General features: G+C 37.3%; 21 protein-coding genes. 18 read left to right on the top strand and 3 right to left on the bottom strand.

Annotated elements, in window-relative coordinates; genetic code table 11:
- Positions 1–95 precede the first annotated feature (95 nt).
- From LGQ02_RS14865 to LGQ02_RS14810, 12 genes are all read left to right on the top strand, one after another.
- Positions 96–2,744 carry a valine--tRNA ligase gene (locus LGQ02_RS14865; protein WP_226518334.1) on the top strand — a complete coding sequence of 883 codons (2,649 nt, stop codon included), beginning with the start codon at positions 96–98 and terminating at the stop codon, positions 2,742–2,744.
- A gap of 157 nt (positions 2,745–2,901) precedes the next feature.
- Complete coding sequence (gene dat, locus LGQ02_RS14860; RefSeq protein ID WP_226515133.1) at positions 2,902–3,768, top strand: D-amino-acid transaminase; 867 nt, start codon at positions 2,902–2,904, stop codon at positions 3,766–3,768.
- A gap of 235 nt (positions 3,769–4,003) precedes the next feature.
- A complete protein-coding gene (locus LGQ02_RS14855; RefSeq protein ID WP_226515132.1) occupies positions 4,004–4,996 on the top strand; it encodes a S1 family peptidase in 993 nt (330 codons plus the stop codon).
- Positions 4,997–5,788: 792 nt separating this feature from the next.
- On the top strand, positions 5,789–6,322 hold the full coding sequence (locus LGQ02_RS14850) for a histidine phosphatase family protein (protein WP_226515131.1): 534 nt from the start codon (positions 5,789–5,791) through the stop codon (positions 6,320–6,322).
- A 121-nt stretch (positions 6,323–6,443) separates the two neighbouring features.
- Positions 6,444–6,752: a lmo0954 family membrane protein gene (locus LGQ02_RS14845; RefSeq protein ID WP_226515130.1), complete on the top strand. Its 309-nt coding sequence runs from the start codon at positions 6,444–6,446 to the stop codon at positions 6,750–6,752.
- An 86-nt stretch (positions 6,753–6,838) separates the two neighbouring features.
- A complete protein-coding gene (gene liaF, locus LGQ02_RS14840; protein WP_226515129.1) occupies positions 6,839–7,564 on the top strand; it encodes a cell wall-active antibiotics response protein LiaF in 726 nt (241 codons plus the stop codon).
- Positions 7,561–8,601 carry a sensor histidine kinase gene (locus LGQ02_RS14835; protein WP_226515128.1) on the top strand — a complete coding sequence of 347 codons (1,041 nt, stop codon included), beginning with the start codon at positions 7,561–7,563 and terminating at the stop codon, positions 8,599–8,601. Before liaF ends, LGQ02_RS14835 begins: the two co-directional genes overlap by 4 nt.
- Positions 8,598–9,230: a response regulator transcription factor gene (locus LGQ02_RS14830; protein WP_226515127.1), complete on the top strand. Its 633-nt coding sequence runs from the start codon at positions 8,598–8,600 to the stop codon at positions 9,228–9,230. The genes LGQ02_RS14835 and LGQ02_RS14830 overlap by 4 nt, the downstream gene beginning before the upstream one ends.
- Before the next feature lie 223 nt (positions 9,231–9,453).
- The gene (locus tag LGQ02_RS14825; RefSeq protein ID WP_226515126.1) at positions 9,454–10,953 is read left to right on the top strand and encodes a spore germination protein; all 1,500 of its coding nucleotides are present in this window, start codon (positions 9,454–9,456) and stop codon (positions 10,951–10,953) included.
- 29 nt (positions 10,954–10,982) lie between these two features.
- Complete coding sequence (locus tag LGQ02_RS14820) at positions 10,983–12,122, top strand: Ger(x)C family spore germination protein (RefSeq protein ID WP_226515125.1); 1,140 nt, start codon at positions 10,983–10,985, stop codon at positions 12,120–12,122.
- 20 nt (positions 12,123–12,142) lie between these two features.
- A complete protein-coding gene (locus LGQ02_RS14815; protein WP_226515124.1) occupies positions 12,143–12,385 on the top strand; it encodes a hypothetical protein in 243 nt (80 codons plus the stop codon).
- Positions 12,386–12,391: 6 nt separating this feature from the next.
- Positions 12,392–13,519 carry a GerAB/ArcD/ProY family transporter gene (locus tag LGQ02_RS14810; RefSeq protein ID WP_226518333.1) on the top strand — a complete coding sequence of 376 codons (1,128 nt, stop codon included), beginning with the start codon at positions 12,392–12,394 and terminating at the stop codon, positions 13,517–13,519.
- Here the strand turns inward: LGQ02_RS14810 and LGQ02_RS14805 are convergent, their stop codons facing one another.
- Positions 13,520–14,461: a sugar phosphate isomerase/epimerase family protein gene (locus LGQ02_RS14805; protein WP_226515123.1), complete on the bottom strand. Its 942-nt coding sequence runs from the start codon at positions 14,459–14,461 to the stop codon at positions 13,520–13,522. It lies immediately after the preceding gene.
- Positions 14,462–14,641: 180 nt separating this feature from the next.
- On the opposite strand from LGQ02_RS14805, the gene LGQ02_RS14800 reads away from it, so the two are divergent.
- Entirely contained in the window at positions 14,642–16,315 is a 1,674-nt protein-coding gene (locus LGQ02_RS14800) for a GMC oxidoreductase (protein WP_226515122.1), read from the top strand.
- Between the two features lie 309 nt (positions 16,316–16,624).
- Entirely contained in the window at positions 16,625–17,509 is an 885-nt protein-coding gene (locus LGQ02_RS14795; protein ID WP_226515121.1) for a glycine betaine ABC transporter substrate-binding protein, read from the top strand.
- A gap of 61 nt (positions 17,510–17,570) precedes the next feature.
- Here the strand turns inward: LGQ02_RS14795 and LGQ02_RS14790 are convergent, their stop codons facing one another.
- Positions 17,571–18,422, bottom strand: a complete 852-nt coding sequence (locus tag LGQ02_RS14790) for an ATP-grasp domain-containing protein (RefSeq protein WP_226515120.1) — start codon at positions 18,420–18,422, stop codon at positions 17,571–17,573.
- A gap of 13 nt (positions 18,423–18,435) precedes the next feature.
- Positions 18,436–19,416, bottom strand: coding sequence for an ATP-grasp domain-containing protein (locus LGQ02_RS14785; RefSeq protein WP_226515119.1), 981 nt, complete (start codon positions 19,414–19,416; stop codon positions 18,436–18,438).
- A 170-nt stretch (positions 19,417–19,586) separates the two neighbouring features.
- On the opposite strand from LGQ02_RS14785, the gene LGQ02_RS14780 reads away from it, so the two are divergent.
- From LGQ02_RS14780 to LGQ02_RS14765, 4 genes are all read left to right on the top strand, one after another.
- Complete coding sequence (locus tag LGQ02_RS14780; RefSeq protein ID WP_226515118.1) at positions 19,587–20,876, top strand: bifunctional folylpolyglutamate synthase/dihydrofolate synthase; 1,290 nt, start codon at positions 19,587–19,589, stop codon at positions 20,874–20,876.
- Positions 20,877–21,224: 348 nt separating this feature from the next.
- Positions 21,225–22,919, top strand: a complete 1,695-nt coding sequence (locus tag LGQ02_RS14775) for a sensor domain-containing diguanylate cyclase (RefSeq protein WP_226515117.1) — start codon at positions 21,225–21,227, stop codon at positions 22,917–22,919.
- A 690-nt stretch (positions 22,920–23,609) separates the two neighbouring features.
- Complete coding sequence (locus LGQ02_RS14770; RefSeq protein WP_226515116.1) at positions 23,610–24,488, top strand: hypothetical protein; 879 nt, start codon at positions 23,610–23,612, stop codon at positions 24,486–24,488.
- A gap of 30 nt (positions 24,489–24,518) precedes the next feature.
- Positions 24,519–26,057, top strand: coding sequence for a VanW family protein (locus tag LGQ02_RS14765; protein ID WP_226515115.1), 1,539 nt, complete (start codon positions 24,519–24,521; stop codon positions 26,055–26,057).
- Positions 26,058–26,106 lie beyond the last annotated feature (49 nt).

The raw sequence follows: 26,106 nt of genomic DNA, 5'->3' as shown, positions 1-26,106 counted from the left end.
CTTTTTGTATTCTCAAAAATTCACAGACCAGGTCCCGTACAATTTTGTGAACTATATTGACAATTAGGAATGTTTATATCTAAGGAGGAAAGATGATGACTGATCAAAATCAAGAAGTATCAATGCCGCCGAAGTATGATCCTCAGGCGACAGAAGCGAAGTGGTACCCATATTGGGTAAATGGAAAATTCTTCGAAGCAACTGGAGATGAGAATAAGAAACCTTATACAATTGTTATTCCACCACCGAATGTAACAGGGAAACTTCACCTTGGTCACGCGTGGGATACGACGCTCCAAGACATTCTCATTCGTACAAAACGTATGCAAGGGTACGACGCACTTTGGCTTCCAGGAATGGACCATGCTGGAATTGCAACGCAAGCGAAAGTTGAAGGAAAACTTCGTGAAGAAGGCGTTTCTCGTTATGACCTTGGTCGTGAAAAGTTTTTAGAAAAATCATGGGAATGGAAAGACGAATATGCGGACTTTATCCGTAACCAATGGTCTAAACTTGGCCTTTCTCTTGACTACTCTCGCGAGCGCTTTACCCTTGATGAAGGCTTATCTAAAGCAGTAAGGGAAGTATTTGTTCGGCTATATGAAGAAGGGCTTATTTACCGTGGCGAATATATTATCAACTGGGATCCACAAACGAAAACAGCGTTATCTGACATCGAAGTTATTTACAAAGATGTTCAAGGTGCCTTTTACCATATGAAATATCCGTTAGCTGATGGCTCGGGGCATATTGAAGTAGCAACGACTCGTCCAGAAACGATGTTAGGGGATACGGCTGTAGCGGTTCACCCTGAAGATGACCGTTACAAACATCTCATTGGCAAAAAAGTAAAGCTACCAATCGTTGGTCGTGAAATTGACATTGTCGCTGATGATTACGTAGATATGGAGTTTGGTTCTGGCGCAGTAAAAATTACTCCAGCACACGATCCAAATGACTTTGAAATTGGAAACCGTCATAATCTTGAGCGCGTTCTCGTTATGCATGAAGATGGTAAGATGAACGATAATGCTGGAAAATACGAAGGTATGGACCGATTTGAATGTCGTAAGCAAATAGTTAAAGATCTACAAGATGATGGTGTCCTTTTCAAAATCGAAGAACATATGCATAGTGTTGGTCACTCTGAGCGAAGTGGAGCAGTTGTAGAACCATATTTATCAACACAATGGTTTGTAAAAATGGGACCTCTTGCAGAACAAGCGATTGAATTACAAAAATCCGAGAATAAAGTAAACTTTGTTCCTGACCGTTTTGAAAAAACGTATATGCATTGGATCGAAAACATCCGTGACTGGTGTATTTCACGTCAGCTATGGTGGGGACATCGTATTCCAGCTTGGTATCATAAAGAAACTGGAGAACTTTACGTAGGTCGCACAGAACCAGAAGATATTGAAAATTGGGAGCAAGATGTAGATGTACTTGATACGTGGTTCAGCTCAGCTTTATGGCCATTTTCAACGATGGGCTGGCCGGATGAAGAAGCAGCTGACTATAAGCGTTACTATCCAACAGATGCACTAGTTACAGGTTATGACATCATCTATTTCTGGGTTGCCCGTATGATTTTCCAAGGTCAACAATTTACCAACGAGCGTCCATTCAAAGACGTCCTCATTCACGGACTCGTACGTGACTCTGAAGGCCGAAAAATGAGTAAGTCTCTTGGTAATGGTGTCGACCCAATGGATGTTATTGATAAGTACGGTGCCGATGCGCTTCGTTTCTTCTTATCAACAGGCAGCTCACCAGGTAATGACCTTCGTTTTTACTGGGAAAAAGTTGAGGCGAACTGGAACTTCGGTAATAAGATCTGGAACGCATCACGATTTGCTCTGATGAACATGGACGGCTTGAAGTACGAAGAAATTGATTTAACAGGCAAGAAAACAATTGCTGATAAGTGGATTCTTACTCGCCTTCAAGAAACAATCGACCACGTTACGAAGTTTATTGATGTTTATGAGTTTGGAGAAGTCGGTCGTGCCCTTTACAACTTCATCTGGGATGACTTCTGTGACTGGTATATTGAAATGGCAAAACTTCCTCTTAACGGTGATGATGCAGAAGCGAAACATACAACTCGCTCTGTTCTTGCCTACGTATTAGATCAGACGATGCGCTTATTACATCCGTTTATGCCATTTATTACAGAAGAAGTATGGCAGCACTTACCACACGAAGGCGAGTCAATTACGGTTTCGAAGTGGCCAGAAAAACAAGAGTCATTCATGGACAATGAGGCAGTAAAAGATATGGAACTATTAAAAGAAATTATTCGTTCTGTTCGAAATACACGAGCTGAACTAGATGTTCCAATGAGTAAAGAAATTACCCTTTTCATTAGTGCAAACGATGAAGATCGCTTATCTCAATTAGAGCGAGGCAAAGCATACATTGAACGCTTCTGTCGCCCTAGTGAGCTGAAAATGGAAACGGGCATGAAAGCTCCAGAGAAATCAATGAGCTCTGTTTTATCAGGCGTTGAACTATATTTACCACTAGCTGGCCTTCTCGATTTAGATGCAGAAATCGCTCGTCTAGAAGGTGAAGTAAAACGACTGGATGACGAAGTAAACCGCGTGCAAAAGAAACTAGGTAACGAAGGCTTTGTCGCAAAAGCGCCAGAAAACGTCGTTCAAGCTGAACGTGAAAAAGAAAAAGATTACGTAGAACAGCGGGATAAAGTAAAAGCTCGTATTGAAGAATTGAAAAATTAAGTTCGAACCTCGAAACGTATGAATCGTTTCGGGGTTTTTTGTGTACATGTACATGATGAAAGAAATAATGCACTTTACGAAAACAGCCATAAATAAAAGGAACTATTTATTTATTCGAAATTCTCTTTTAATGTACCTATGACGATGTGGTATTCTTATGAAAAGACTAATTTTGTATGAAGAGGTGTCGTTAATGAAAGAGATAGGATTTTATCAAGATCGATTTGTCGATATAAACGAAAAAGTAGTTCCGATTCAAGAGCGTGGACATCAATTCGGGGACGGAATTTATGAGGTTATTCGCGTGTATAATGGAGAACTGTTCACATTTGATGAACATATAGATAGGTTACAAATGAGTGCAGAAGCAATTGATCTTGAAATTCCGTATTCTCATGAAAAAATACATAGCATTGTCACAGAAGGTCTTGAGCTATCAGGAATAAAAGAAGCGGAAGTATATATTCAAATTACGAGAGGTATTTTTAACCGACAGCATCATTATCCAGACGGTCCAGCAGTTTTCTCAATGACAATCCGTCATGCAAGAAAAATCGAAGCAACAGCTCGTGATAAAGGAATAGATACGGTCGTATTAGACGATGAACGTTGGTTAAATTGTTATATTAAGTCAATAAACTTGCTCCCAAATGTTATGGCTAAACAAGCGGCGGTAAAAGCAGGGTGTACTGAAGCAATTTTACATAGGGATGGAATAGTGACGGAAGGTTCTAGCAGTAATGTATTTATAGTAAAGAAAGGAATTCTTTATACACATCCAGCAACCAAACGTATTTTAAATGGCATCACAAGACAAAAAGTGATTGAACTAGCAAATCAACAAGGAATTTATGTTGAAGAAATTCAATTCGACCTTCATATGTTACTTGAAGCTGATGAAGTGTTTATGACAAGTACAAGCATGGAAGTGATGCCAGTTAAAAAGATAGATAACATAGAGTTTACAGGTGAAAGAGAAATCACGAATAAGCTAATAAGTGAATTTCAAAAGCTTCTTTCATAATCGTAGAAAGAGTTCTTTGCAAAAGTAGAGTTATAAAAACATCAACTCGTTCTGTATTGTTCATCGTAAATGTTAATATCGCATGCGGTAACGTATCATCACTAATCTCTAAGTAGCATTTGTCTTTTTGGCAAGTGCTACTTTTGTTCTAATCTCTTTTTGTAGGGAAAAAAATAAAGGTAGTCCCGAAAATAAGCTCGAATGTATTTATACAAAACTTTCAGGGAGGGGTCATATGCCTCATCTATCGAAAAAAGAAATTGAAGCTGTAAAAAAAGTCAAAAGTAAAGAGAATGAAGATGCTATTTTACGAAAACAGAATGTTATTGGTTTAGGTATTGGCGTGAAAAAGAAGAGTGGAAAATATACTGGAAGACCTGCGCTTATTGCCTATGTTACTAGTAAAAAGCCTCTGTCTTCCTTAACGAAAGAAGATAAGGTCCCTGAAAGCCTCGACGGTGTGGAAACGGATGTTATTGAAATTAGTCAGCCTGAAATTCAGCTTTATACCGATAAACTGGATGATTTACGTACACTTCCGACAAACGAGCTTACAACCCGGGTTCGTCCAGTTAAAGGAGGGTGGAGCGTGGGACACCCAGATATAACAGCAGGTACGGCAGGAGCGATCGTATATAGCAAAGAAGAGGGGAATCAAATAAATTATTATATTCTTTCGAATAACCATGTACTTGCAAACAGCAATGCAGCCTCTCTTGGAGACCCGGTTATACAGCCTGGAACTGTAGATGGTGGAAGACTTCCCGATGATCAGGTCGCCACATTAAGTAAATTTATTCCGATTGACCTGACTCCAGATAAACCACTTGAGGACCATGAAAATCTCGTAGATGCCGCTATTGCTGAGGGTTCATTGCAGGAGCTCGACCGGGATATTTACTGGAACGGTTACCTAAAAGGCTGGGTGAATAAGGAAGATGTCGAAGTAGGCATGCAAGTGAAAAAAACCGGGAGAACAACAGGTTATACGATTGGAGAAATCGTTTCGGTAGGAGCTACAATTGATGTAAACTTCGGAAACAACCGTGTTGCTAGGTTTACAGATCAAATTCTTACTACCCCATTATCAGAAGGAGGAGATAGTGGATCGGTAGTCACTGATATGAATAATAAGGCTATTGGCCTTCTGTTTGCAGGAAGTCCTGAGGTTACAATTTTAAATCAGATTGAAAATGTTAAAGACTTGTTAAATATTGAATTCGTTTAGTTTAAGGGGGTGACTCATCATTGACATGAGTCACCCTCTATACACGCTCCTACAAGAAATCTTGTGGGCTTTTTTTTGGAGCAAATAACGTCTTCGATCCATAATGGATATTTATGTTAGGCGCAGTTAAAGTTCAGTGTTGATATGCAGTATTATTTTACAATTGTTTCATTTGTGAGGAGCGAAGGTGACGACTCCAGCGGGAAAAGCACGAGCTGAAGATCCACTTAGGAAATAAAAAATTATTTTCTTTCCTAAGTTAGCTGAAGCCGTGCCCGCGGCAAAGAAGACACCGCGATAGCAAGTGGAACGAAGCTTGAGCGGATGTCGCACTTGTGCCTAGAGGTGAAAGCGTCCACCGAGAGCGAATCACAAAATTAACAACCAACTTTAACATAGCCTTATGTTAAAATACGTTCATAATAGTCTCTTGACCAAGGAAAGGGGAATGGAAATGAAATTGCCATTTTGCTGGTCTTGTAACTACAAATTCAGATGGAATGAAGCGTTTTTCTGTATTGATGGAAAAAACAGTGCCCGAACTGTGATAAAAAATAGTATATAACGAAAACGAGTAACATAAAGATCGGCATATTATCTGCACTAATTATTCCAATACCTATGCTATTAAATATGTTCAATGTTCCGTTTTCGATTATTATTCCGATATTAATCATTTCAATAGGGGTTGTGTTGACGGCATTTCCATTTTTCACGGACTTTACAAAAGAGAAGGAATACTTGATCTAAAGAACAAAAGAAAGAAATTTAATCAATGAGGGAGTAGATAATATGATTTACTTAGTACGCCATTGTCAAGCGGAAGGACAACCACCTGAAGCAAAATTAACTGATTTAGGAGAACAACAGGCCGAAGTTCTTGCTGATTTTTTTTCAGACAAAAAGATTGATTATATTGTTTCTAGCCCGTTTACACGAGCAAAACATACTGTAGCACCGTTATCCAAAAAACTCGGTGTAGACGTAACGGTTGATGACCGGCTAGCTGAGCGAGTCGTAAGCACAAATGACTTGCCTGATATATTGGATAAATTGAAGGCTACATATGAAGATGATGAATTAAAGTACGAAGGTGGGGAATCAAGTAGAGAGGCTACGACTCGTGTAGTAGAAGTTATGAAAGATTTAGAGGATAGTGAGTATGAAAATATTGTGGCGGTCACTCACGGGAATTTATTATCACTTTTACTGAGAACTTATGATCCTAGCTTTGGCTTTAACGAGTGGAAACAATTATCTAATCCAGATGTGTATGTGATAGATGGTCAAAAGGTTCAAAGGCTATGGGAAGGTAAGGAAGATTGAAACTGTCCATAATAAAAATAAAATACGCCTCTAGTCTTAGATAAAATATTCCTCGAGAACGTACCGAAAAACGGGGCTTCGAAGTAATATAATCATAAGATCATTCGAGGAGGAAAAAAGGATGAATCATTTTTTATTATTTATAGCAGCGTTAGTTGCGCTCTTTGTGTTATTAGTAAATATAGGACCGATGATTGTACTAGCAATTAGTTTATTGTTACTATATGTTGTGTTTGTTCAATTCACAAAAAGCCGTTCAACTGTTGGAAAGGCCCTCTGGTTTGTTATTGGATTTATTGTACTAAGTATGGCAGTAGCTAACAGCTATTCACTTTTTGGTGTTGTTGCCGCGATCGTTCTTTACCTTATTTATAAGAAATGGAGCGAGGGTCGTACAACATCGAAAAACAACTCAGCCGTCCACATATAAAAATCGGTATAGTAAAACTTGTATGATAAAAGGGCGCTTTGACCGCGCTCTTTTATCTATTTATAAATGATGTAAGGGGGTTACCGATGCTTAAGCATATGTCTACAAATGCATTTAATTGGATATTTTTAGTCGGTGCCTTTCTTTTCGTTTTTGAAGTTTTATTTTTAGGAAGAGGTATTGCTTTTGCAGCACTTCTTTTTATTCTTTTTATTTACTTTGGGAAAAAATATGGTGGTCATCTTGTCGGAAAGCTTTTCTTTTGGTTCGGGGTTACCAGTCTAATTTTTACTTTCTTAAGTTTAATAGCTGTTCGATTTTTATTTATTATGTTTGTCATTATATTTTTTATCCAATACCATAAATCAAAAGAAGAACCAGAGCGGGTCAAACCACAATTTGATAAAACAAAAGAAACAGCTGAAGGGCTCGTTTACGTAGAATCACTCTTTAAAAATCGTTTTTTTGGAAAACAGAAAACGAGTCAAAAACCATATCAATGGAGAGATATTAACGTCCACGGTGGCATCGGTGACCGTATAATTGATTTAAGTAATACTGTACTCCGTGAAGATGGTGTTATATCGATTCGTCATGGTATCGGCGATATAAAAGTGTATATTCCTTATGAAGTTGAAGTGAAAATTGACCATAGTGCGGTTTTTGGCAGAGCAACGATTTTCCAAGAAAGACATGAGTCACTTTTTAATAAAAAACTATCGTACGTAACGGCGGGTTATAACGATGGAACACCACGGGTGAAAATCGTTACATCCATTCTATCCGGAGATATTGAGGTGAAGCGGATATGAATGTGATACTTAAACAAATGATGTATGGCATCTTAAGTTTTACTGTATTTGCAATTCTCATTCTTGTTCCATCATTTATTATGTTTCCACTCGATAACTGGTCGTTACTTATCGAACAGCGGTTATTCGATTTGCCCTATGTCTTTTTTATGGTCATTATGATCATGTTAAGTGGAGCTGCATCAGGGGTCATCACAGGTACTTACTTCAGGAGAAAACTGAAATGGGTGTCAGATCAACTTGAAGTTGTAAAAAGTGGTGAACAGCTTCGAAAAGAAGAAAAAGAATTAAAAGATATCGAAGAGATTTATGATCAGTTTTTTCTATTGCAATCAAAGCTAAATGAACAAACGAAAAATGTGCAAAAACTTGCGTCAGAAAGAGCGTATGAGCGGGAGAAAAGTTTACAAGAAGTGGTTGTCCAAGAAAGAAATCGATTAGCGCGTGAGCTTCATGATTCTGTCAGTCAACAGTTATTTGCGGCATCGATGATGATGTCAACAATCAATGAAATGAATCCTCCGGAAGACGAGGGATTAAGGAAACAGCTTGAATTAGTTGGGAAAATGATTGAACAATCTCAGTTAGAAATGAGAGCCCTTTTGTTACATCTACGTCCAGCAGCATTAAAAGGAAAGTCACTCTATGAAGGCATAAAAGAATTATTATTAGAATTAAAAGAAAAGGTTCCAATTCAAATCAATGAGAAAATTGAAGACTTATCGCTCGCAAAAGGGGTTGAAGATCATCTGTTTCGAGTTTTACAAGAGTCACTGTCAAATACGCTGCGCCACGCAAAAGCGAATCATTTAGAAGTGTTACTCATTGAACGGGATAACTATATTATTTTACGAATTACAGATGATGGTATCGGATTTAATGTTGAAGAAACAACTGGTAGCAGTTCATATGGACTTGATAATATGAAAGAACGTGCAGAAGAGATCGGTGGCACGTTGAAAATTGTTAGTTTAAAAAATGAAGGAACCCGTTTAGAAGTGAAGGTCCCGGTATTACAAAGAGGTGACGAAGAATGATTAAAGTATTGTTTGCTGATGATCACGAAATGGTACGAATCGGTGTTTCATCCTATTTGTCTGCACAAAAAGATATTGATGTCATTGCAGAAGCTGATGATGGGGAAGAAGCTGTTCAGCTTGCACTTGAGCTAAAACCGGATATCATTTTAATGGATCTTGTCATGAAAGAAATGGACGGAATCGAGGCGACAAAGCAAATTATCGAGAAATGGCCAAGAGCAAAAATTATCATTGTTACGAGTTTTCTGGACGATGAAAAAGTATACCCTGCTCTTGAAGCTGGGGCGACTAGTTATATGTTAAAAACATCGAAAGCAAGTGAAATTGCCAAAGCAATTCGCGCCACATTTGATGGTCAATCCGTGCTAGAGCCCGAGGTGACAGGAAAGATTATGTCTAAAATGCGCCAAAATAATGTTCCTATCCTCCATGAACAGTTAACAGGAAGAGAGATGGAAGTGTTAAAGCTTATGGCAGAAGGAAAGACGAACCAGGAAATTGCTAATGAACTCTTTATTGCTTTAAAAACAACGAAAGTTCACGTTAGTAATATTTTAAGTAAACTGGCTGTCCATGATCGTACACAGGCAGTTGTTTATGCTTTTAAACATCATTTAGTCGAATAAGAGCTTTTTCAATTAGGGGGTGTTATAGCTTAATGCCTCTTCCTATAAAGCCAAAAACTGTAGTGTTTAAATAATGAAGTCATCCGTTATAAAAAGCGGGTGGCTTTTTCATATGTTTTAAATAGGAGCTAGCATTTTTTTCTAATCAAGGAATAAAGTTGTTACTTTCTCGAAAAGCTAAGCATTAAGATAAAAGCTACTGTGGAGATGAGGAGCAGTTATCATGAGTCAAACGAAAGAGACACAAGAAAATATATCTCGTAATATCACAGACAGTGAAAAAAAAATCAGTGACACTTTTGATGATTGCAAAGATATCAAGATTCAGGAGTACCATTATGGATACAACCTTACTCAAAAGGCGATGACAGTACACTGTTCTTCCCTTGTTCAAGACCAAGATGAGAATCATTTAAAAAGAGTTTTGCAAGATTTAGTGACTCATGAACTTGGTCAAGCAGATATGATTTCTGTTGGCGATATTAAGTCTTTTTTTCAAAAGCATGGTGTTTCGTATTACGAGGCCAATTTGTTGAGTTCTTATGATGAGGTCATTGATGACGTTTTATCAGGTCATGTCGTCATTTTATTTGATCAATGGGATGAAGCGCTTAGCTTTGAGGCAATTTCGGTTGAATCAAGAGGTGTAGATGAACCGGTTAGTGAGTCGGTCGTAAAGGGACCTCATGATGGCATGGTCGAAAACTTGCAAACGAACTTAGGGTTACTAAGGTCTCGCCTTAGAAATCCAAAGTTTAAAATTAAATCAATGACTTCAGGAAAAAGTACGAAAACAGAAATTGCTTATGGGTATCTTGAAGGTGCGGTAGATCCTGAGACATTAGAAGAGTTTGAAAAACGTTTGGAGCAATTAGAGGACGTAGAAATTTTAGAAACTTCATACATTGAAGAATTGATAGAGGATTCAACGTACTCCCCTTTTCCTCAATATAGGTATACGGAGAGACCTGATGTCGCCGTATCAGCTTTACTTGATGGGAAAATCCTTGTTTTAGTACATGGAACAGGTACAGCAATGATATGTCCAGCATTATATTTGGAACTATTCCAATCCCCAGAGGATTATTATCAGCGAACTGTTATTTCCAGCATGATCCGCATTTTGCGTTTTATAGCTGTCATCATAGCGGTCACACTCCCGAGTGTTTATATTAGTTTAAGTACGTTTCATCCAGAAATGATTCCTTCACAACTGTTATTAGCTGTATTGGATACTAGGGAAGGGATTCCTTTTCCAGCAATTATTGAAGCACTAATTATGATGTTTTTCTTTGAATTAATGCGTGAAGCAGGGATACGCTTACCAAAGCCAGTTGGTGAAGCTGTGAGCATCGTAGGCGCTTTAATTATTGGGGAAGCAGCGATTGAAGCAGGTATTGCCTCTCCAATTATGGTTGTTGTTGTAGCGCTAACAGGTGTGTCGACTTTTACGATTCCGAGCTACAACCTTGGGATCTCCTATCGTATATTGCAATACCCACTCATGTTTTTATCAGCAAGTTTAGGAGCGTACGGATTAGCAATTGGTCTCTTATTAATAATTTTACACTTAACTTGTTTACGTTCGTTAGGTCAGCCTTATTTATCACCGGTTGCTCCAGCACGTCCATTTCAATGGCGTGAAGTATTTGTACGGATACCGCTTAAAACATTACTTCGCTCTCCTAGAAATAAGCATATGCACCGGGTACCGAAAAACTAATGTGACGATTCATGAAAGAAGGATGTTTCATGAGAATCAAATTAATATTAATATTTTCCTCCTTATTTATAATGACTGGTTGCTGGGATCAATATGAATTAACAGAATTAGGATTTGTTATCGCTGCAACTTTAGATGAAGGTGAAGAAGATGCAATTAAATTGACCTTACAAGTTTATAAGCCATCTGGCGATGATACGGGTGTAGAACAATTCCATATATCAACTGAAGCAGATAATGTCTATGACGCAACGCGTGACTTTGTTATTCATTTAGGGAGGAAAACGAATTGGAGTCATATGCAGTCGATTATCCTTTCAGAAGATTTAGTTAAGGCAAAAGCGATAGATGAATTGCTTGATTTCTTTTATCGTGATATCGAACCACGTTCAACGGTCAATGTTGTTATAGGAGAAGGTGAAGGAAGGGACTTTCTCAATTTTGAACCATTAATTGAAAGTACGGTTGGTAGACAAATAAGGGAAGGACAAAGACAAGGTCATCAATTATCTGGTAAATCGATTGATACAACGCTGTTTGACTTAAGTTTAGAGATGAAAAGTGAAGTCAATGATACTTATATTCCTTATATAATTCCAGATCATACAAATAAAACTGCACCGATGAATGGAGTTGTGTTACTAAAAGATGGTCAAATGACCACTCATATATCAGGGGAGGAAACGCAATACCTTATTATGTTAAAAGATCAATTCAAAACAGGAGTTATTAAAATTCCTCTTCTTGGTAATAGTCAAGGTGAAGAAGAAGAAAAAATGGAAAGCTTAAAAGTATTATCACAAGAAACGAATAGGGATGTTCATATTGAAGGACAACACATATCAGTAAAGATAACTTCAGAGCTCGATGTTATTCTAGGTGAAATATTTCAGACTAAATTAGAAACAGAAGAAGAAAAGGAACAATATGTGCAATATATTGAAAGAATTGTAGAAGAGCGATTAGAACTTATGATTGAAAGACTTCAAGAAGAAAAAATTGACCCAATCAATATGGGGAATCAAATTTATCGAGAAAATCCGACTGAATGGAAAACATTAAAAGAAGATTGGAGAGAGAACTTTGCCAATATTGAATTTGAAGTGGATGTTGATATCAATATTATTACAAGCGGCTTTTTTCAAAGTAAACCATTCCTTTCAGAATAGAACGTAAAAGGTAATTGCTTATGTTTGATAAACTTATACTCCTTATAATCGTATGGATCAGTATTCTAAGCTTTGATATACCAATTTTGATAAAAATGAAAGATAAAAAAACAAGAACTGTTTATTTCGGATTTCTCGTGATTGCTGTTTACTTAAGTATAGACTATGGGTTTGACATGAACGTCCTAAATTTAAATCATTTGTTTGAGTTTTTGTTCTTACAGCCTGCAGAATGGATTGTGCAGTTTTTTGAAGGGGAGTAAGAAGTGATGAAAAATAGGGAAAGTATAAATGCAACACAACTAGCGTATTTATTACTCGTCTTTTTAACTGGGTCAGCTATTGTAAATATCCCTGCTCCAGTTGTAAATGTTGCGGACCGGATGGGGTGGCTTGCCTTACTCATATCTATTTCTGGTGGAGCTATTGTATTAGCTTGTGTAATCTATTTGCACAAACAGTACAAAAGTTTAACATTTATTGAATATAGTCGCGAGACTTTAGGTAACAAAATAACGATAATTGTTATATTTTTCCTTATTATGATGTTGTTTTTAATGTTGGGGAATATTGTTCATGACATAGGTCTTTTTCTTACTAGCACAATGTATCGAGAAACCCCACAATTTGTATTAAATGGCCTTGCCCTTTTCGTTGCTGCTCTTACAGCACGAGCGGGGATTGAAGTGATGGCAAGAATGTTCACCTTATTAATCTTTGTTATTATTTCTGTCTTTACAGTCGTGATCCTGTTACTGTTACCAGAAATGGACCCAAGTAACCTCCTCCCATTGTTTCCAGAAGGCATAAAACCAGTTTTACATGGGAGTTATATTACTTGGGGGTTTCCTTATGCTGAGTTATTCATATTTTCGATGCTTTTGCCTTTTACCTATAAAAAAAATGAAGATGAGGACCCCTCGTTTACAAAAAAAATGTATGCGGGATTTTTTGTCAGCAGTCTTATACTTTTCATTGTCGTTCTTGTAACAATTATGATTTTAGGTCCGACGGCAGGTGATATTAAATATTCGCTGTTTTTTATCGCTCGCTTAATTGATGTAAAAGATATTTTAACGCGAGTAGAAGTGATTACAAGTATGATTTGGATTGTTGGTTCTTTTATGAAGGCGACGATCGTTTTGTTTATTCTCAATTTATCAATGACAAAATGGATTAAAATAAAAGATGATCGTATTTTAATCTTTCCAATTTCATTTATTTCGTTGCTTTTAGCGTTAACGATGTATGAACATGAACTAGAATTTGCTCTATTTGTAGCAGATATATGGCCGTTAGTAATTACTACTTTTGGGGTCTTTCCACTGTTACTTATTTTTTTGATCACTGTAATAAAAAGGAATAATAAGAAACATAAAGATAACGAGAGTAGTTAATTAAATGATCCACTTCTTTAATAGTTGAGCAGCTTTTGTAAAACCTTCTAATCCATCGATTAGTGGATCGTCTTGCTCAATGTTGATGACATAGTCATAACCAGACATCTTTAAAGCACTAATCATGTTCGCCCACGTTTTCACATCGCGACCATAACCAATTGTTCGAAATGTCCAAGAGCGAGTAAATGTGTCATCGAATGGCTGCATATCAAGCAGTCCAAAATAATTCATGTTCGTCTCATCAAACCACATATCTTTACTTGAAAAATGATATAAAGCTTCAGCATGAGCAAAGATTTTAATCGCTTCGACAACATCGATACCTTGCCACCATAAATGAGCGGAATCTAAATTTACTCCAATCACATCACCAACTGCTTCGCGCAACTTCAGTAAAGTAGCTGGAGAATGAACCGAGAAGTTACCGTGAGGTTCAATTCCTAATTTTACCCCTCTTTGTCGTGCATATTGTCCGACTTCTTGCCAATATGGGATTACTACTTCATCCCATTGCCATTCATAAAGCTCTTTGTATTCCGGCGGCCATGGAGCAGTTGGGAAGTTAGGATATCTGCTTGAATTAGGCGTACCTGGCATACCTGAAAAGCCGTTAACAATGGGAACTCCGGTTAAATGAGCAAGGTCAATTGTTTTTATAATCGTTTCATGGTGCTCTCGTGCGATATCTCGGTCAGGGTGGAGAGGGTTGCCGTGACAGCTAAGGGCACTAATAAAAAGTCCTCGCGATTCAATCGCTTCTAAAAAACGTTTTCTTGTCATTTCATTCATCAATAATTCATTTAAGGGAACAAATGTATCCCCAGGGTAATTTCCTGTCCCTAATTCAACAGCTTCTATTTCACGTGACTTTACAAAGTCTAACATCTCTTCAAATGTGAGATGTTCGAACACATGATTAACGAAAACCCCAAGTTTCATCGAAGCTCCTCACTCTCTTTATATTTTTAATCGAACACGTATAAGAAGATGTGAAATACGATGATCACTTAGTGTCACTTATATGTTTCTTTTATTCATTCAATGCATCACATTCCTTTGTAAAGAATAGTACATCGGTACATATATATGATAAAAATTAGGCTTAAGGGGTGTGATTATATGAAGATTATTATAGGGAAAGAAGGAGATACGTTAAAAAAAATAGCAGATCGTTATAAAGTAAATGTTAAAGAGATACTTCGAGTAAATAAATCGATATCAAATAAAGATATAAACATCGGTAAGAAGAAAGTAAAAGTCCCATCGAGCCCCATTAAACCCTCGTTCATAAAAAGATATTCTGCTAAACCCCAAGACAAAAGTTCATACCGTCAATATCTTCCACCTCCGCCCGAACCGCCTTTAAAGCAATGGATCCCTGTAACCCCATTAGAAGAGATGACGAAAGTGAATTATGACGTCATCATTGTAGGAAGTGGAGCCGGTGGTGGTGCGGTACTATGGAGGTTATGTGAACAATGGAAAAAAGAAGGGAAGCGAATTGCTGTCCTTGAAAGAGGAGGTTTATTATTACCAACACATGCACAAAATCTTCCTACCTTTGACCACAATCGGCTCGCAAGGTTCGTTTACACGAATAGTAATCCAGTAGATTTACTTTGGCCAGAGTTTCCAGGAGCAGCGCAATTTTTTGCATTGGGTGGGCGTACGATTCAATGGGGAGCTGTTACACCAAGGTTCTTTCCGAATGTTTTTCAACATTGGCCGATTACCTACGAAGACCTTCTTCCTTATTATTTGATTGCAGAAGAGGTCATGAATGTCAATCAAGGGTATCCTAGAGGTTCGAATATTCAATCTACATTTCTTGCTCAGTTAAGGCGAGGCGGTTATGGTGATGCGATGAACATGCCGATGGCTGTTAATTTGGACACGACGAAATATGGAAAAGTTCAGTCTAATGTTTTCTTCAGTTCTATTAATTTTTTAGCTCTGGGCTTAAATATAAAACCTTTTGACCTTGCTGTGAATGCACGTGTGTTTGAAGTACTTCATGAGAAGGATAAAGCTATTGGGGTTAAAGTCATCTCCCCTGAGAAAAAAGAATATCGTATACATGGCAAAACGGTGGTACTTTCAGCAAGTACGTTTGAAAATCCGCGTATTTTAATGAATTCAAATATTGAAGGGGAAGCAATAGGGAAATACTTAACTCACCACCCATTTATTGTAGCTGAAGGGAAGACTAACCGAGAAAAATTTGAAGAGGTTCTTGGCGTTGCTTCGATACTAGTTCCTGAATCTGCAGATAGGCCGTTCCAACTGCAAATTCACGGCCCAGATCCTTTTGAGTATTACTGGTATCATTTTAAAGAACAGCCGCTACTTCACGAATTATGGTTTGGTTTACAAGGGTTTGGCGTTGCTGAGCAGAGACCGGAAAATCGTGTGATTTTAGATCGAGAGAATGTCGATGATTTTGGGATTCCAAAACTCCGTGTCTATTTTTCTTATACTGACAGAGATAGAGCTATAATAGATGATATGGCTTCAAGAGTAGAGCAAGTAGCAAACATTTTAGGGTTGCGGTTAATAGTACCTCCAATTCTTAAAGCACCAGGTGTCGATATACACGAAACTGGAACGTGCCGTATGGGAAATGACCCGGAGGTATCTGTCACGAATCAATATGGGAAAGTTCATGGGGTGAACAATCTTTTTGTAGCTGATAATAGTGTACTGCCACCATCAGGGGCTGCTAACCCTACTTTGACGACGACTGCGTTAGCAATACGTACAGCTGATTATATTGCAAAGCGCTTTAAATCTTGAGTCTCTTAGTTGATTATGTTTAAGTAGAAAAGGTTGATTCAAAAGTGTCTAGCATTTTCCCTTTTGAATCAAACGAAAAGAATAATGGACAATCTTTTATGATTATATGTGCTAGATTGAATGTATTCATTAGGTAATCATACGATTTTTTCGAATGAAGAATCTAAGCAATGCAGATCATTGGAAAAGAATGCTAAAGTGATTTTTTCACACATTTTGCAATTTGTGAATGATTGTTCAAATGCGTATAATATATAAGCGATTTGGATTTCAGTACATACATTTTTGAAACAAGAAAGGGAGTTTAACATGTTTAAAAAGAATATGTTTTTAACAGTTTTCACTGCTATTGCATTACTACTTGCTGCTTGTGGTGATGATGCAACAGACGGTGAAGTAGGAGAAACAGATAGCTCAGGAGATAAGGGTGAAATTGAAATTGGTTTAAATAACTGGGCTGAAAACATTGCAATTAGTAACATGTGGAAGATTATCCTGGAAGAAGAAGGATATGATGTCACATTAACAATGTCTGAAAAAGCCCCAATTTGGACAGGTATTGCTAGTGGAGGAATTGACTTATCACTTGAAGTGTGGCTACCAACAACAGATGAGCCATTTTACGAAGATCACGGTGATGACCTTGACATGCATGAAGTATGGTTTGAAGGAACTGGTTTAGGACTTGCTGTTCCTGAGTATTTTGATATTGATAGTATTGATGAATTAAATGATCGTGCTGATGAATTTGACAATCGCATCGTCGGTATTGATGCTGGAGCAAGTTTAACTCGTATTACAGAAGAAGCGTTGGAAGAATATGATCTTGATCTTGATTTTGTTGTCAGCTCAGAGCCTGCGATGATTACTGAGCTAGATACTGCTTATCAAGAGGGAGAGCCAGTTGTTGTGACACTTTGGAACCCGCACTGGGCATTTTCTGATTTTGACATTAAGTACCTTGAAGATCCTAAAGGGGTTTATGGTGAACCTGAAGACATTTACTACATGTCACGTCTAGGGTTTGAAGATGAGTATCCAGAAGTCATTGAATGGCTAAATAATTGGATGATGGATGATGAAACACTTGGTGAGCTAATGTCTTACATTAACGAACTAGGTGAAGAAGAAGGCGCTGAAAAGTGGATTGATGAAAACCGTGACATGATCAACGAGTGGTTAGGAAAAGAATAATAGAGTAATAGAAATGAGGGTGACCCGAGATGGAGTCATCCTCATTTTCATTAGGAAGGAGTTATGTCTCACTAGCCACATATTTCATAAAAATAGAGGCAATATCAATGTCACTGTTCATATATAAACTACGGCAACCGACGGCATCTTCCATTTCGTTAAATAATACGTTTCCGTGTTCGTCGAATAAGAAGTCCAAGCCGACAAAGTCCGGCTTAAGGTGTTTAATGATTTGCTCTATATAAGCTGTTTCTTTTTTTGATAGTTCGTATAAGCTAGACTGACCGCCTAATGAAATATTCGCACGGATATCCTTGTTTGTTGACTCTCTTAAAACAGCCCCAACGATTTGTTTGCCAACAACATAAACTCGTACATCCTTACCAGGTGACTTGGCGACGGGCTGAATGATCAACTCGTTGGGAAGGTTGGTGTTTGTTTCATATAACTGTGCGGCATTTGTAATGAAATGAACACTTGTCCCCCCTCTTCCGTATGGATCTTTAACAACGAAAGGAAAGGGAAGAGGGGTGTTTTCCATTAGTCGTTGTTTTGTAATCTGTAAGGTTTCAAGCATGGGTATTCTAAGTCTCTTCATTATGCTATGAGAGAGTCGTTTATCATTTGCGATCCTTGAAATATAGGAAGAGTTGAACGAGCGAATGCCGTTCATTTCCGCTAATTCATTTAACCAAGGAGATACAGATCGATTTATGATAAAAGCTGGAAGTGGCATTTCGGCCCGTGTGAAAAATTCACTTGATCCGGAAACTTGAATCAACAATTGTTCGTATGAAATGAGTGTCAATGGTCGATGAACGTTGTGGCTGGCCTTTATAAGCAAGCTAATAAATTTTTCATTTCGGTTAATGTCCTCTTCGCGATAAATCAGTAGCCCGTGCTTTTTCTTCATTTACATACTTCCTTTACGTTATATTCGGTTTCTTGGTCTTTTCCTTTATATAATCAACCATGTATTCAGCGACATCCACCCCTGTACACTCATAAATGCTTCTTAAGTGCGGGTTTGAATTTACTTCACATAGAACTGGACCATCTTTCCCTATTAGGAGGTCGACACCTGCAAAGTCAGCATCAACGGCGTGAGCTGCTTTTATGGCTAAAGCTCTTTCTTCCTCTGTAGGTTCATACGGTTCTGTTTTACCACCTGCTGTTACGTTTGCGCGAAAATCAGTTTTTGATGTTCGTTTCATTGCCGTCACTACTTTGTCACCAACTACGTTAAGGCGAATGTCCATACCGTAACTATCATGAATCGGTTCTTGGCAAATGTATTCAGTTGCTCCGAGGCGTATCAGTTGTTCTATAAAAGCTTCTTTTGATTCAATCCAATATACTTGTTGACCGAAAGATCCATATGCTTCTTTTAAAATAAATGGAAAACCGAGTGTTTCACAAATGATATTTATATGGGTTGCATTATTAAGGGGAACACCATCATAAACTTTTGGAGCAACGAGTGTTTTCGGAACAGGTAATCCCTTTTGAGCTAAGGCGATATGCATATGTGCTTTGTTATCACATCGTTCAATTGCGCTTGCAGGGTTGAATAAACGAATTCCTACTGCTTCTAGTTGTTTAGCCAAGTGCATATCTTTATCAGCGAAGTGGATAAAATCAGGTGGACAAACTACTTCTCCTTCAATAGTCTTAATCAGCGGTTGATAATCGTTATGCTTGGTTCGTTTGACATTATTTTTAGCTTCGTTACTTACTGTTATATTTCCAATACCACTTTCAATTGAGACGATCAGGTCATTATTAGCGATCGCGTCAACATGAACGTTTTGTTTATTTGCTGTATGTTGAAACCAATTTACGTAATCCATAAACTTTTCAGTGGCTAAGTTGCCATTATAAATAATCCAGCCATTGCGTCTGTTCATGTGGCTTCTCCTTTCTGTCTACACCATACTGTGATAAAGTATAAAAGGTACGTTCACAAATTTGTAAGAATGTGTCTTGCGCCATTTGTGGACTTCTTTTGATCATGGCATGTGTCATTTTAAAAATCAATCTTATACTTACATATTACATAGGGAGAAGGTGAGTAAACATGTTTCAAACATACGAAGAAGCTTTAAATTATGTTGAAGTAAAAAAGGGAATTGGAATCGTTTATGATCTAGATCGGATGAAGAAATTAATGGTTCAACTACGTCATCCTGAACGCAGGGTGAAAACGATCCATGTCGCTGGAACAAATGGGAAAGGTTCAACCGTTACATACTTACAACAAATTCTCCAGCAATCATCTTTCTTTGTTGGAACGTTTATGACGCCTGCTTTTGGCGATCCGAAAAATCAAATAGCAATTAATGGTGAGCCGATGTCAGAGGAAGAGTTTGTAGCAGGGATAAATAACATTTATGAATCAGTTGAGGAAGTAGAAAAAGAGACGAATCAACCTTTCAGCTTTTTTGAAGTTATGACGACATTAGCTCTTTATTATTTTTCTACCCAAAAGCCGGTTGATATGGCGATTATTGAAACAGGCATGGGAGGTAAACATGATGCGACAAATGTCATCACGCCACTCGTTTCAATTATTACGAATGTTTCGAATGACCATGAACAATTCTTAGGAGATACGATTGAGGAAATTGCCAAACAAAAAGCAGGGATTATAAAAAGTGGTTTACCAGTAATGACGGCTGCAACAGATACAGCGCTTGAGGTTATCAAAAAAGAAGGTGCTGAAAAAAAGGCAACTGTCTATTCTGTTCAAGAAAGAGTAGAAGTGAATGCAAGTGTTAAAAATGGAAAGCAAATGTTAAGTTATCAAGCTCCTTACCGAGCGATGACAGATGTAGAGTTAGGAATGTTTGGTGAATATCAAGCTTTCAATGCAGCTCTTGCGATGATGACCGTAGATTATTTAAAACAATTTTATGCAGTAATGGTAGATGATGAGCAAATTATTAATGGGTTGAAAAACGCCACAATAAAAGGTAGGTTTGAGTACCTTTCTAATGAGCCGGTCATCATTGTAGACACAGCTCATAATCCAGCAGCAATTGACGCAGCAATACATGCGTTAAACCAAGAAAATCCAGACGCTACAATTGATGTCCTATTTGGTGCAATGAAAGATAAAAACACGGAATACATGTTAAACCAGTTAGCAAGTATTGCAAATGAATTAAATGTAACAACCTTTGAATCAGACCGTGCAAAAGAGCTCGAAGTTTATGAGTCATTTGTTGGCAATCATAAAAAAGTAAATAAGATAAACGACCTAGATGCTTTTTTAAACGAATGGCGAATAAGTCATGACAAGGATCGTCTCTTATTCATTACTGGATCTCACTATTTTGTAGGACAAATATTAGAAAGTTATGAATGATAGCATGAAATAGCCGAGAAAAGAACAAAAGTCCAGGTGTGAAAATGAAAAGGAAAGCATTATTGGAAAAATAGTAAAAAAATATAAAAAATTGCAGGAACTTCTTCACACCTGGAGAATATTTAATAAATTGAATAAAATTGTTATAAAAAATAGGACTTTTTGTAGAAGTAGAAAAGAAAATATTAACAAATCATTACGTGTATAGTAAAATAGTATGTGTATTTAAAATAATCGGAATTTTCCCTTAGTAATCTTGTTTTGGCACAATCATTAAGTTGAATGTTGAAATCTAGTGAATTTTCAGATTAGGTATGACAATGAATAACATTCTGGGAGGTGGAATGGGTGCTAAAAGGAAAGAAAAAGCTCATCTGGGCAATTTGGATTAGTGTACTCTTAATCTATACATTCTTTTTTATTCAGCAAACATATACGATCTTTATGAATAATAGTTTAGCAATACTTTCTTTTTTACTGCTTTTACTAATTGCAGCATTCTTTCCACTTCGGATTCATCATACGAATATTGTCCCACTCCATGGGATATCATTAGCAATCTTTTTGCAGTTCGGGCTTGTTATTGAAGTTATGGCAACTCAGCTTGCATTGTTAACGGCACTATTAAGTTTACGATTAACTCGAAGAGAGATTTATAGACTTCCATTGAACTCCTTGATTTTCTTTGCGGTATCATTAACATCTGGGGCTGTCTATTACTTATTAGGCGGAACAACGGGGAACTTTTCAGAGTCATCCTTAAATAATGGACTTATTCCAGTATTAGCATATGCAGTTACATACTTCTTTTTAAATAATTGGCTCGTATTTTTAGCTAGAAAGTACTTCGCAAAAGTCGAAGGGACAAAGTTTTTTGATCAAGGGCTCGCTTGGGAAGCAGTCTCGGCGATTTTAATCATTCCTGTAGGTTTAACATTAACGATTTTGTTTAATCAAATTGGGTACTTTGCGATTTTATTAATGGGAATTCCATTTATAAGTTTATCGTTAATTTTAAAACTATATAATCAAAGTGAAACGACAAACCGATTATTAAAAAGGGTAAGTTCTTACGGGTATAAAACAAATGAAAACTTATCGGTACAAGAAATCGTTGATTTATTTATTGAAACCGTTTCTAAAGTTTTCCCAATTGATGATGCATATTTATATGAGAAACATAATGACAAAATACGAGCGATACAAGTGTATCATTCAGATCAAGATAGTGATATTGCTTTGAAAAATGGGGACGTGATAAGTCAAACAGTTTTTCAAAATGGTACGTCTGTTCATTACAAGTCACAAAAAGAGTGGGAAAAAGTAGGTCAAGAAAAATCTTTTGAGAAAGCTCAATCGATCATGTCGGCACCGGCGATCCGTAACCAAAAAGTAGAAGGAGTTATTACGCTTGTATCTGAAAGAAAGAGAGCCTTCGATAAAAGCCATTTAATGCTTCTTGAAATAATGGCCAGTTATTTAGCAGTAGCTGTTCAAAATGCTCGAAACTATGAAAAAACAAAGCATGAAAGTGAACGATGTCATTTAACGAAACTTTATAATTTTCGTTACTTCGAAAATCTCTTATTTGAAAAATATGATGCAACACATTCAAATGAAGAATTAGCGATTATATTATTAGATCTTGACCACTTTAAGCAAGTGAATGATACGTTTGGTCACCAAGGCGGAAATGATGTATTAACACAAGTGGCTGATGTATTAGTAAAAACTGTAGGAGACTGTGGTACAGTTGCTAGATACGGTGGAGAAGAGTTTGTTGTGTTATTAGAAGGAGTAGATTTAACGTTCGGTGAAAAGATGGCTGAGGAAATAAGAAGGTCGATTGAATCTCATATTTTTAGCGTTAGTGATGATTTGAAAAGCCGTGATCGTAAACCAGTTCGTATAACTGCGAGTATTGGTGTGGCAAGCCGTACTGAACCAGGTGAATCAGCAATGGCAGTATTACGGAATGCTGATCGAGCAATGTATACTGGTGCAAAACAAAAAGGGCGCAATAAAGTTGCCCAATTTGGATAATCTGAAAATAGTTATTTTAAAACGAACTAGTTCAACTAGTTCGTTTTTATAACGTTTAAAAACTGACGGTTTTGGGCATCTATTAGGTGGCGTTATAACATTGAAATACTTTCAATCAAACTTCTTGTAGTATAAAATAAACAACAAGGAGACATTGGGAATATTTGTACGGATGACAAGGAAAAGGTTGTTTTTATACATGAAAACAATATTAATAGATGAACTCCTTGTCTTTTCTTATAAATGAATCAATTTCATAACTCAAAATATGATGCGAAATTCCGAATGATGAGTGTGAACTTCACTTCAGACGGACGCTTTCCCGAGGGCTTGTCTTCAGCTAACTTAGGCTCGATTCTCTTCGCCTAAGTGGATCTTCAGCTCGTTGTTCCTGCGATTACTCGTCACAGATAAACAGTGCTCCTGCGATTACTCGTCGCAGATAAACAGTGCTCCTGCGGTTACTCGTCGCAGATAAACAGTGTTCCTGCGATTACTCGTCGCAGCTCGAAGCAGTTCGAAGAAGTATTGCTCGTCGCTGATCCTCTGGGAGTCGTCGCCTTTCGTTACGATCACTTTAAAATAAAAAATACATTTAATGATAAATTTATAATATCATTCGTTTCATTGCGCAAAAAACGTAATTATGAAATTGATTCAAATACGACTGCTTTAGAAGAAGGTGAAAGAGTGCTTGAAATGATCTTTATATTTATCGGAACAGTTATTTTATTACTATTACTGTTAATGCTTCCAACTATTTTTCAACGGAAAGTGATTGTTCTTCTCGTATTGATTGCCTGTTTTTCTACAATAAGTGCATATGGTATTTATTTGTACTATCATTGGAGTTATGCAGTGGCTGCGCTGTTATTGATGCTCATCATTTTTTCCTATGTTATCGCTACAAGAATGAACTTACAAGAGCGTGATATCGATGAAAAAGATGAGGTAGACGAGAGAAGGCAAGCTGAAGAAGAAAATGAAGAGAACGGTAATGACCGTGTAGAAGGTAATGTGAATCAAAAGAACGATGCAGCTTCCCTTATTCAGTCACACCAAAAAACGCCTTCACCGAAAAGTGCAGGCTCTTTAAACCAAGATGAAATTGATGCACTGTTTGAAGAAGGTGCGGAGAACAAACAAAATGATGACGATTCAAATAAGGCCGAAGAAGTAGACGAGAATTCTGTAAATGAGGTCGATGAAAAGACAAGTGAAGAAACTATTTTACGAAATGAGAGTGAAGAGAAAGAAAATATAGATCGTAATGAAGAACCATCGGATGATATTGAATCGTTATTTGACGGGGTTGAGCGGAAACATTTATTAGATGATGAGGAAGAACCGATCTATAAAAAGGATACCCTTTCTGAAATGGAAGACGTTTTACCAAAGAGAAGTGTTGATCAGGAGAATGACACAATAAAAACAGATCGTGTTGATCATGAGGACGATTCAATAAATACAGATAGTAATGAATTGCCAAAAAGAATTAAAGAAAGTCAAGATGAAAAAGACTTTATAAAAAGAAGAAAGAAATTATTTGAGGAATTAGAGGAAGAGTAAATAGAAAGAAAGTAAGTTAGGGGGGCAACAATGGGAACACGACAATGGTTTGCTGCAACGTTTTTTGTCATGCTCGGAAGTGTGGTATTTCTATCTTTGTTTACATATACAAGTACATTAATGTATGAAATGTGGTGGAAAGAAGAGCAGTTTGAGCGTGAAACTCATATTGCCTCTGTAGATATATCCAAAATGACAAAAAGTGAAGCAGTTACTGCTGCTGAAGAAGAGGTCAATGTTTGGGAAGAAGAAACAGACTTAACCATTCGTTGGTTTGACCGATCGTTTCGAATACCGATGAATGCGATAAATATTCGAGTCGAAGAAACAATTGACCTGTTGTTTCAAGGTACTGACATGAATGATTCTTTCCTAGTTGAAGTCAATGAAACAGAATTAGAGGAAGTTGTTTCTCAATTTCCGTTTTATGAAGAGATGGAGAAACATGTTGATACCTTAGAGTTAAAGGAAAGTCTTGAATCAGAACTTTCAAGTTTACCGAAAGGCGACATAGAAATTTCTTTACATACATTTTTAGATGAAGTAGCTCAACCAGAAGAGGTTGTCCTAAGTACGTCTATACGATCTGGTGTTACTTCACCAATGCTTGAATCAATGGTTGATCAGTTGGATGTCGTTACAATACCAAAAGACCATGCCTTTTCTTTTTTATCAATGTTAGAAGATCACAATATTGAAGCGGTAGATGGTGAGAACTTATCAATACTTAGCTCTGCTGTTTATGAAGCACTTTTGCATACAAATTTTGAACTCATTGAACGTCACCAACGGTACAAGCTTTATGACAGCATACCACTCGGTTATGACGCTTATGTGGAGTTATATTTACGTGACCTTGTATTTGAAAATCCTAATTATTATGAGTATGAACTTCATTTTTCAATGAATAACCGTGGAATGTTAACAGTTGAGTTAGTTGGTTATGCATTTCCTTATACGATTGAAGTGGAAGTAGAAGAAATCGAGCGAATCGAACCGAAGACACGAGTGCGGTATTCAAGTAATGTAAATAGAGGTAGTCAGCGAACTATTGAAAGTGGTGAACAAGGATATCATTCTCGAACGCTACGAACGATTTATGACTTTGAAGGTGAATTAAAATATGAAGAGATTGTCGCTGAAGATTACTATGCACCAATCCACCGTTTAGAAGAAAGAAGTATTGAAGACCGTCGAGCAGGAGAAGAGGAAGACGAGCTTCAGGAAGAACAGGGTGAAGATCCTTCATTAGAAGATTTCTTAGATGAATACTTTAATGGAAACGGTAATGACAATGGAAATGGTTGGGATGATGAGGACGGCCAAATTGGCAACGGTAACGGTTCTCCATCACAACCTGGTGGACCGAATGGAGATGGTGAAAATGGTGAAGTCCCTCCTAGTGATTCGAATGGAAATGGCGACCAAGATGATGATGGAACAAATGGAAATGGCGATCAAAATGATGATGGGACAAATGGTAATGGTGACCAAGATGATGAGGACGACGATCCCGATCGATTTGATGGCACTGATGAAGATGGAAATCCGATTAAAGGATATGAGTAATAACGTGTCAGCTTAAACATTTGTTTCGACTTTAAGTTACAGCATGATG

The sequence above is a fragment of the Bacillus shivajii genome (assembly GCF_020519665.1).
GTDB classification, from domain to species: domain Bacteria; phylum Bacillota; class Bacilli; order Bacillales; family Salisediminibacteriaceae; genus Bacillus_CA; species Bacillus_CA shivajii.
Note: the sequence above shows the minus strand (reverse complement) of the source record. Positions and strands in the feature narration are given on the sequence as shown.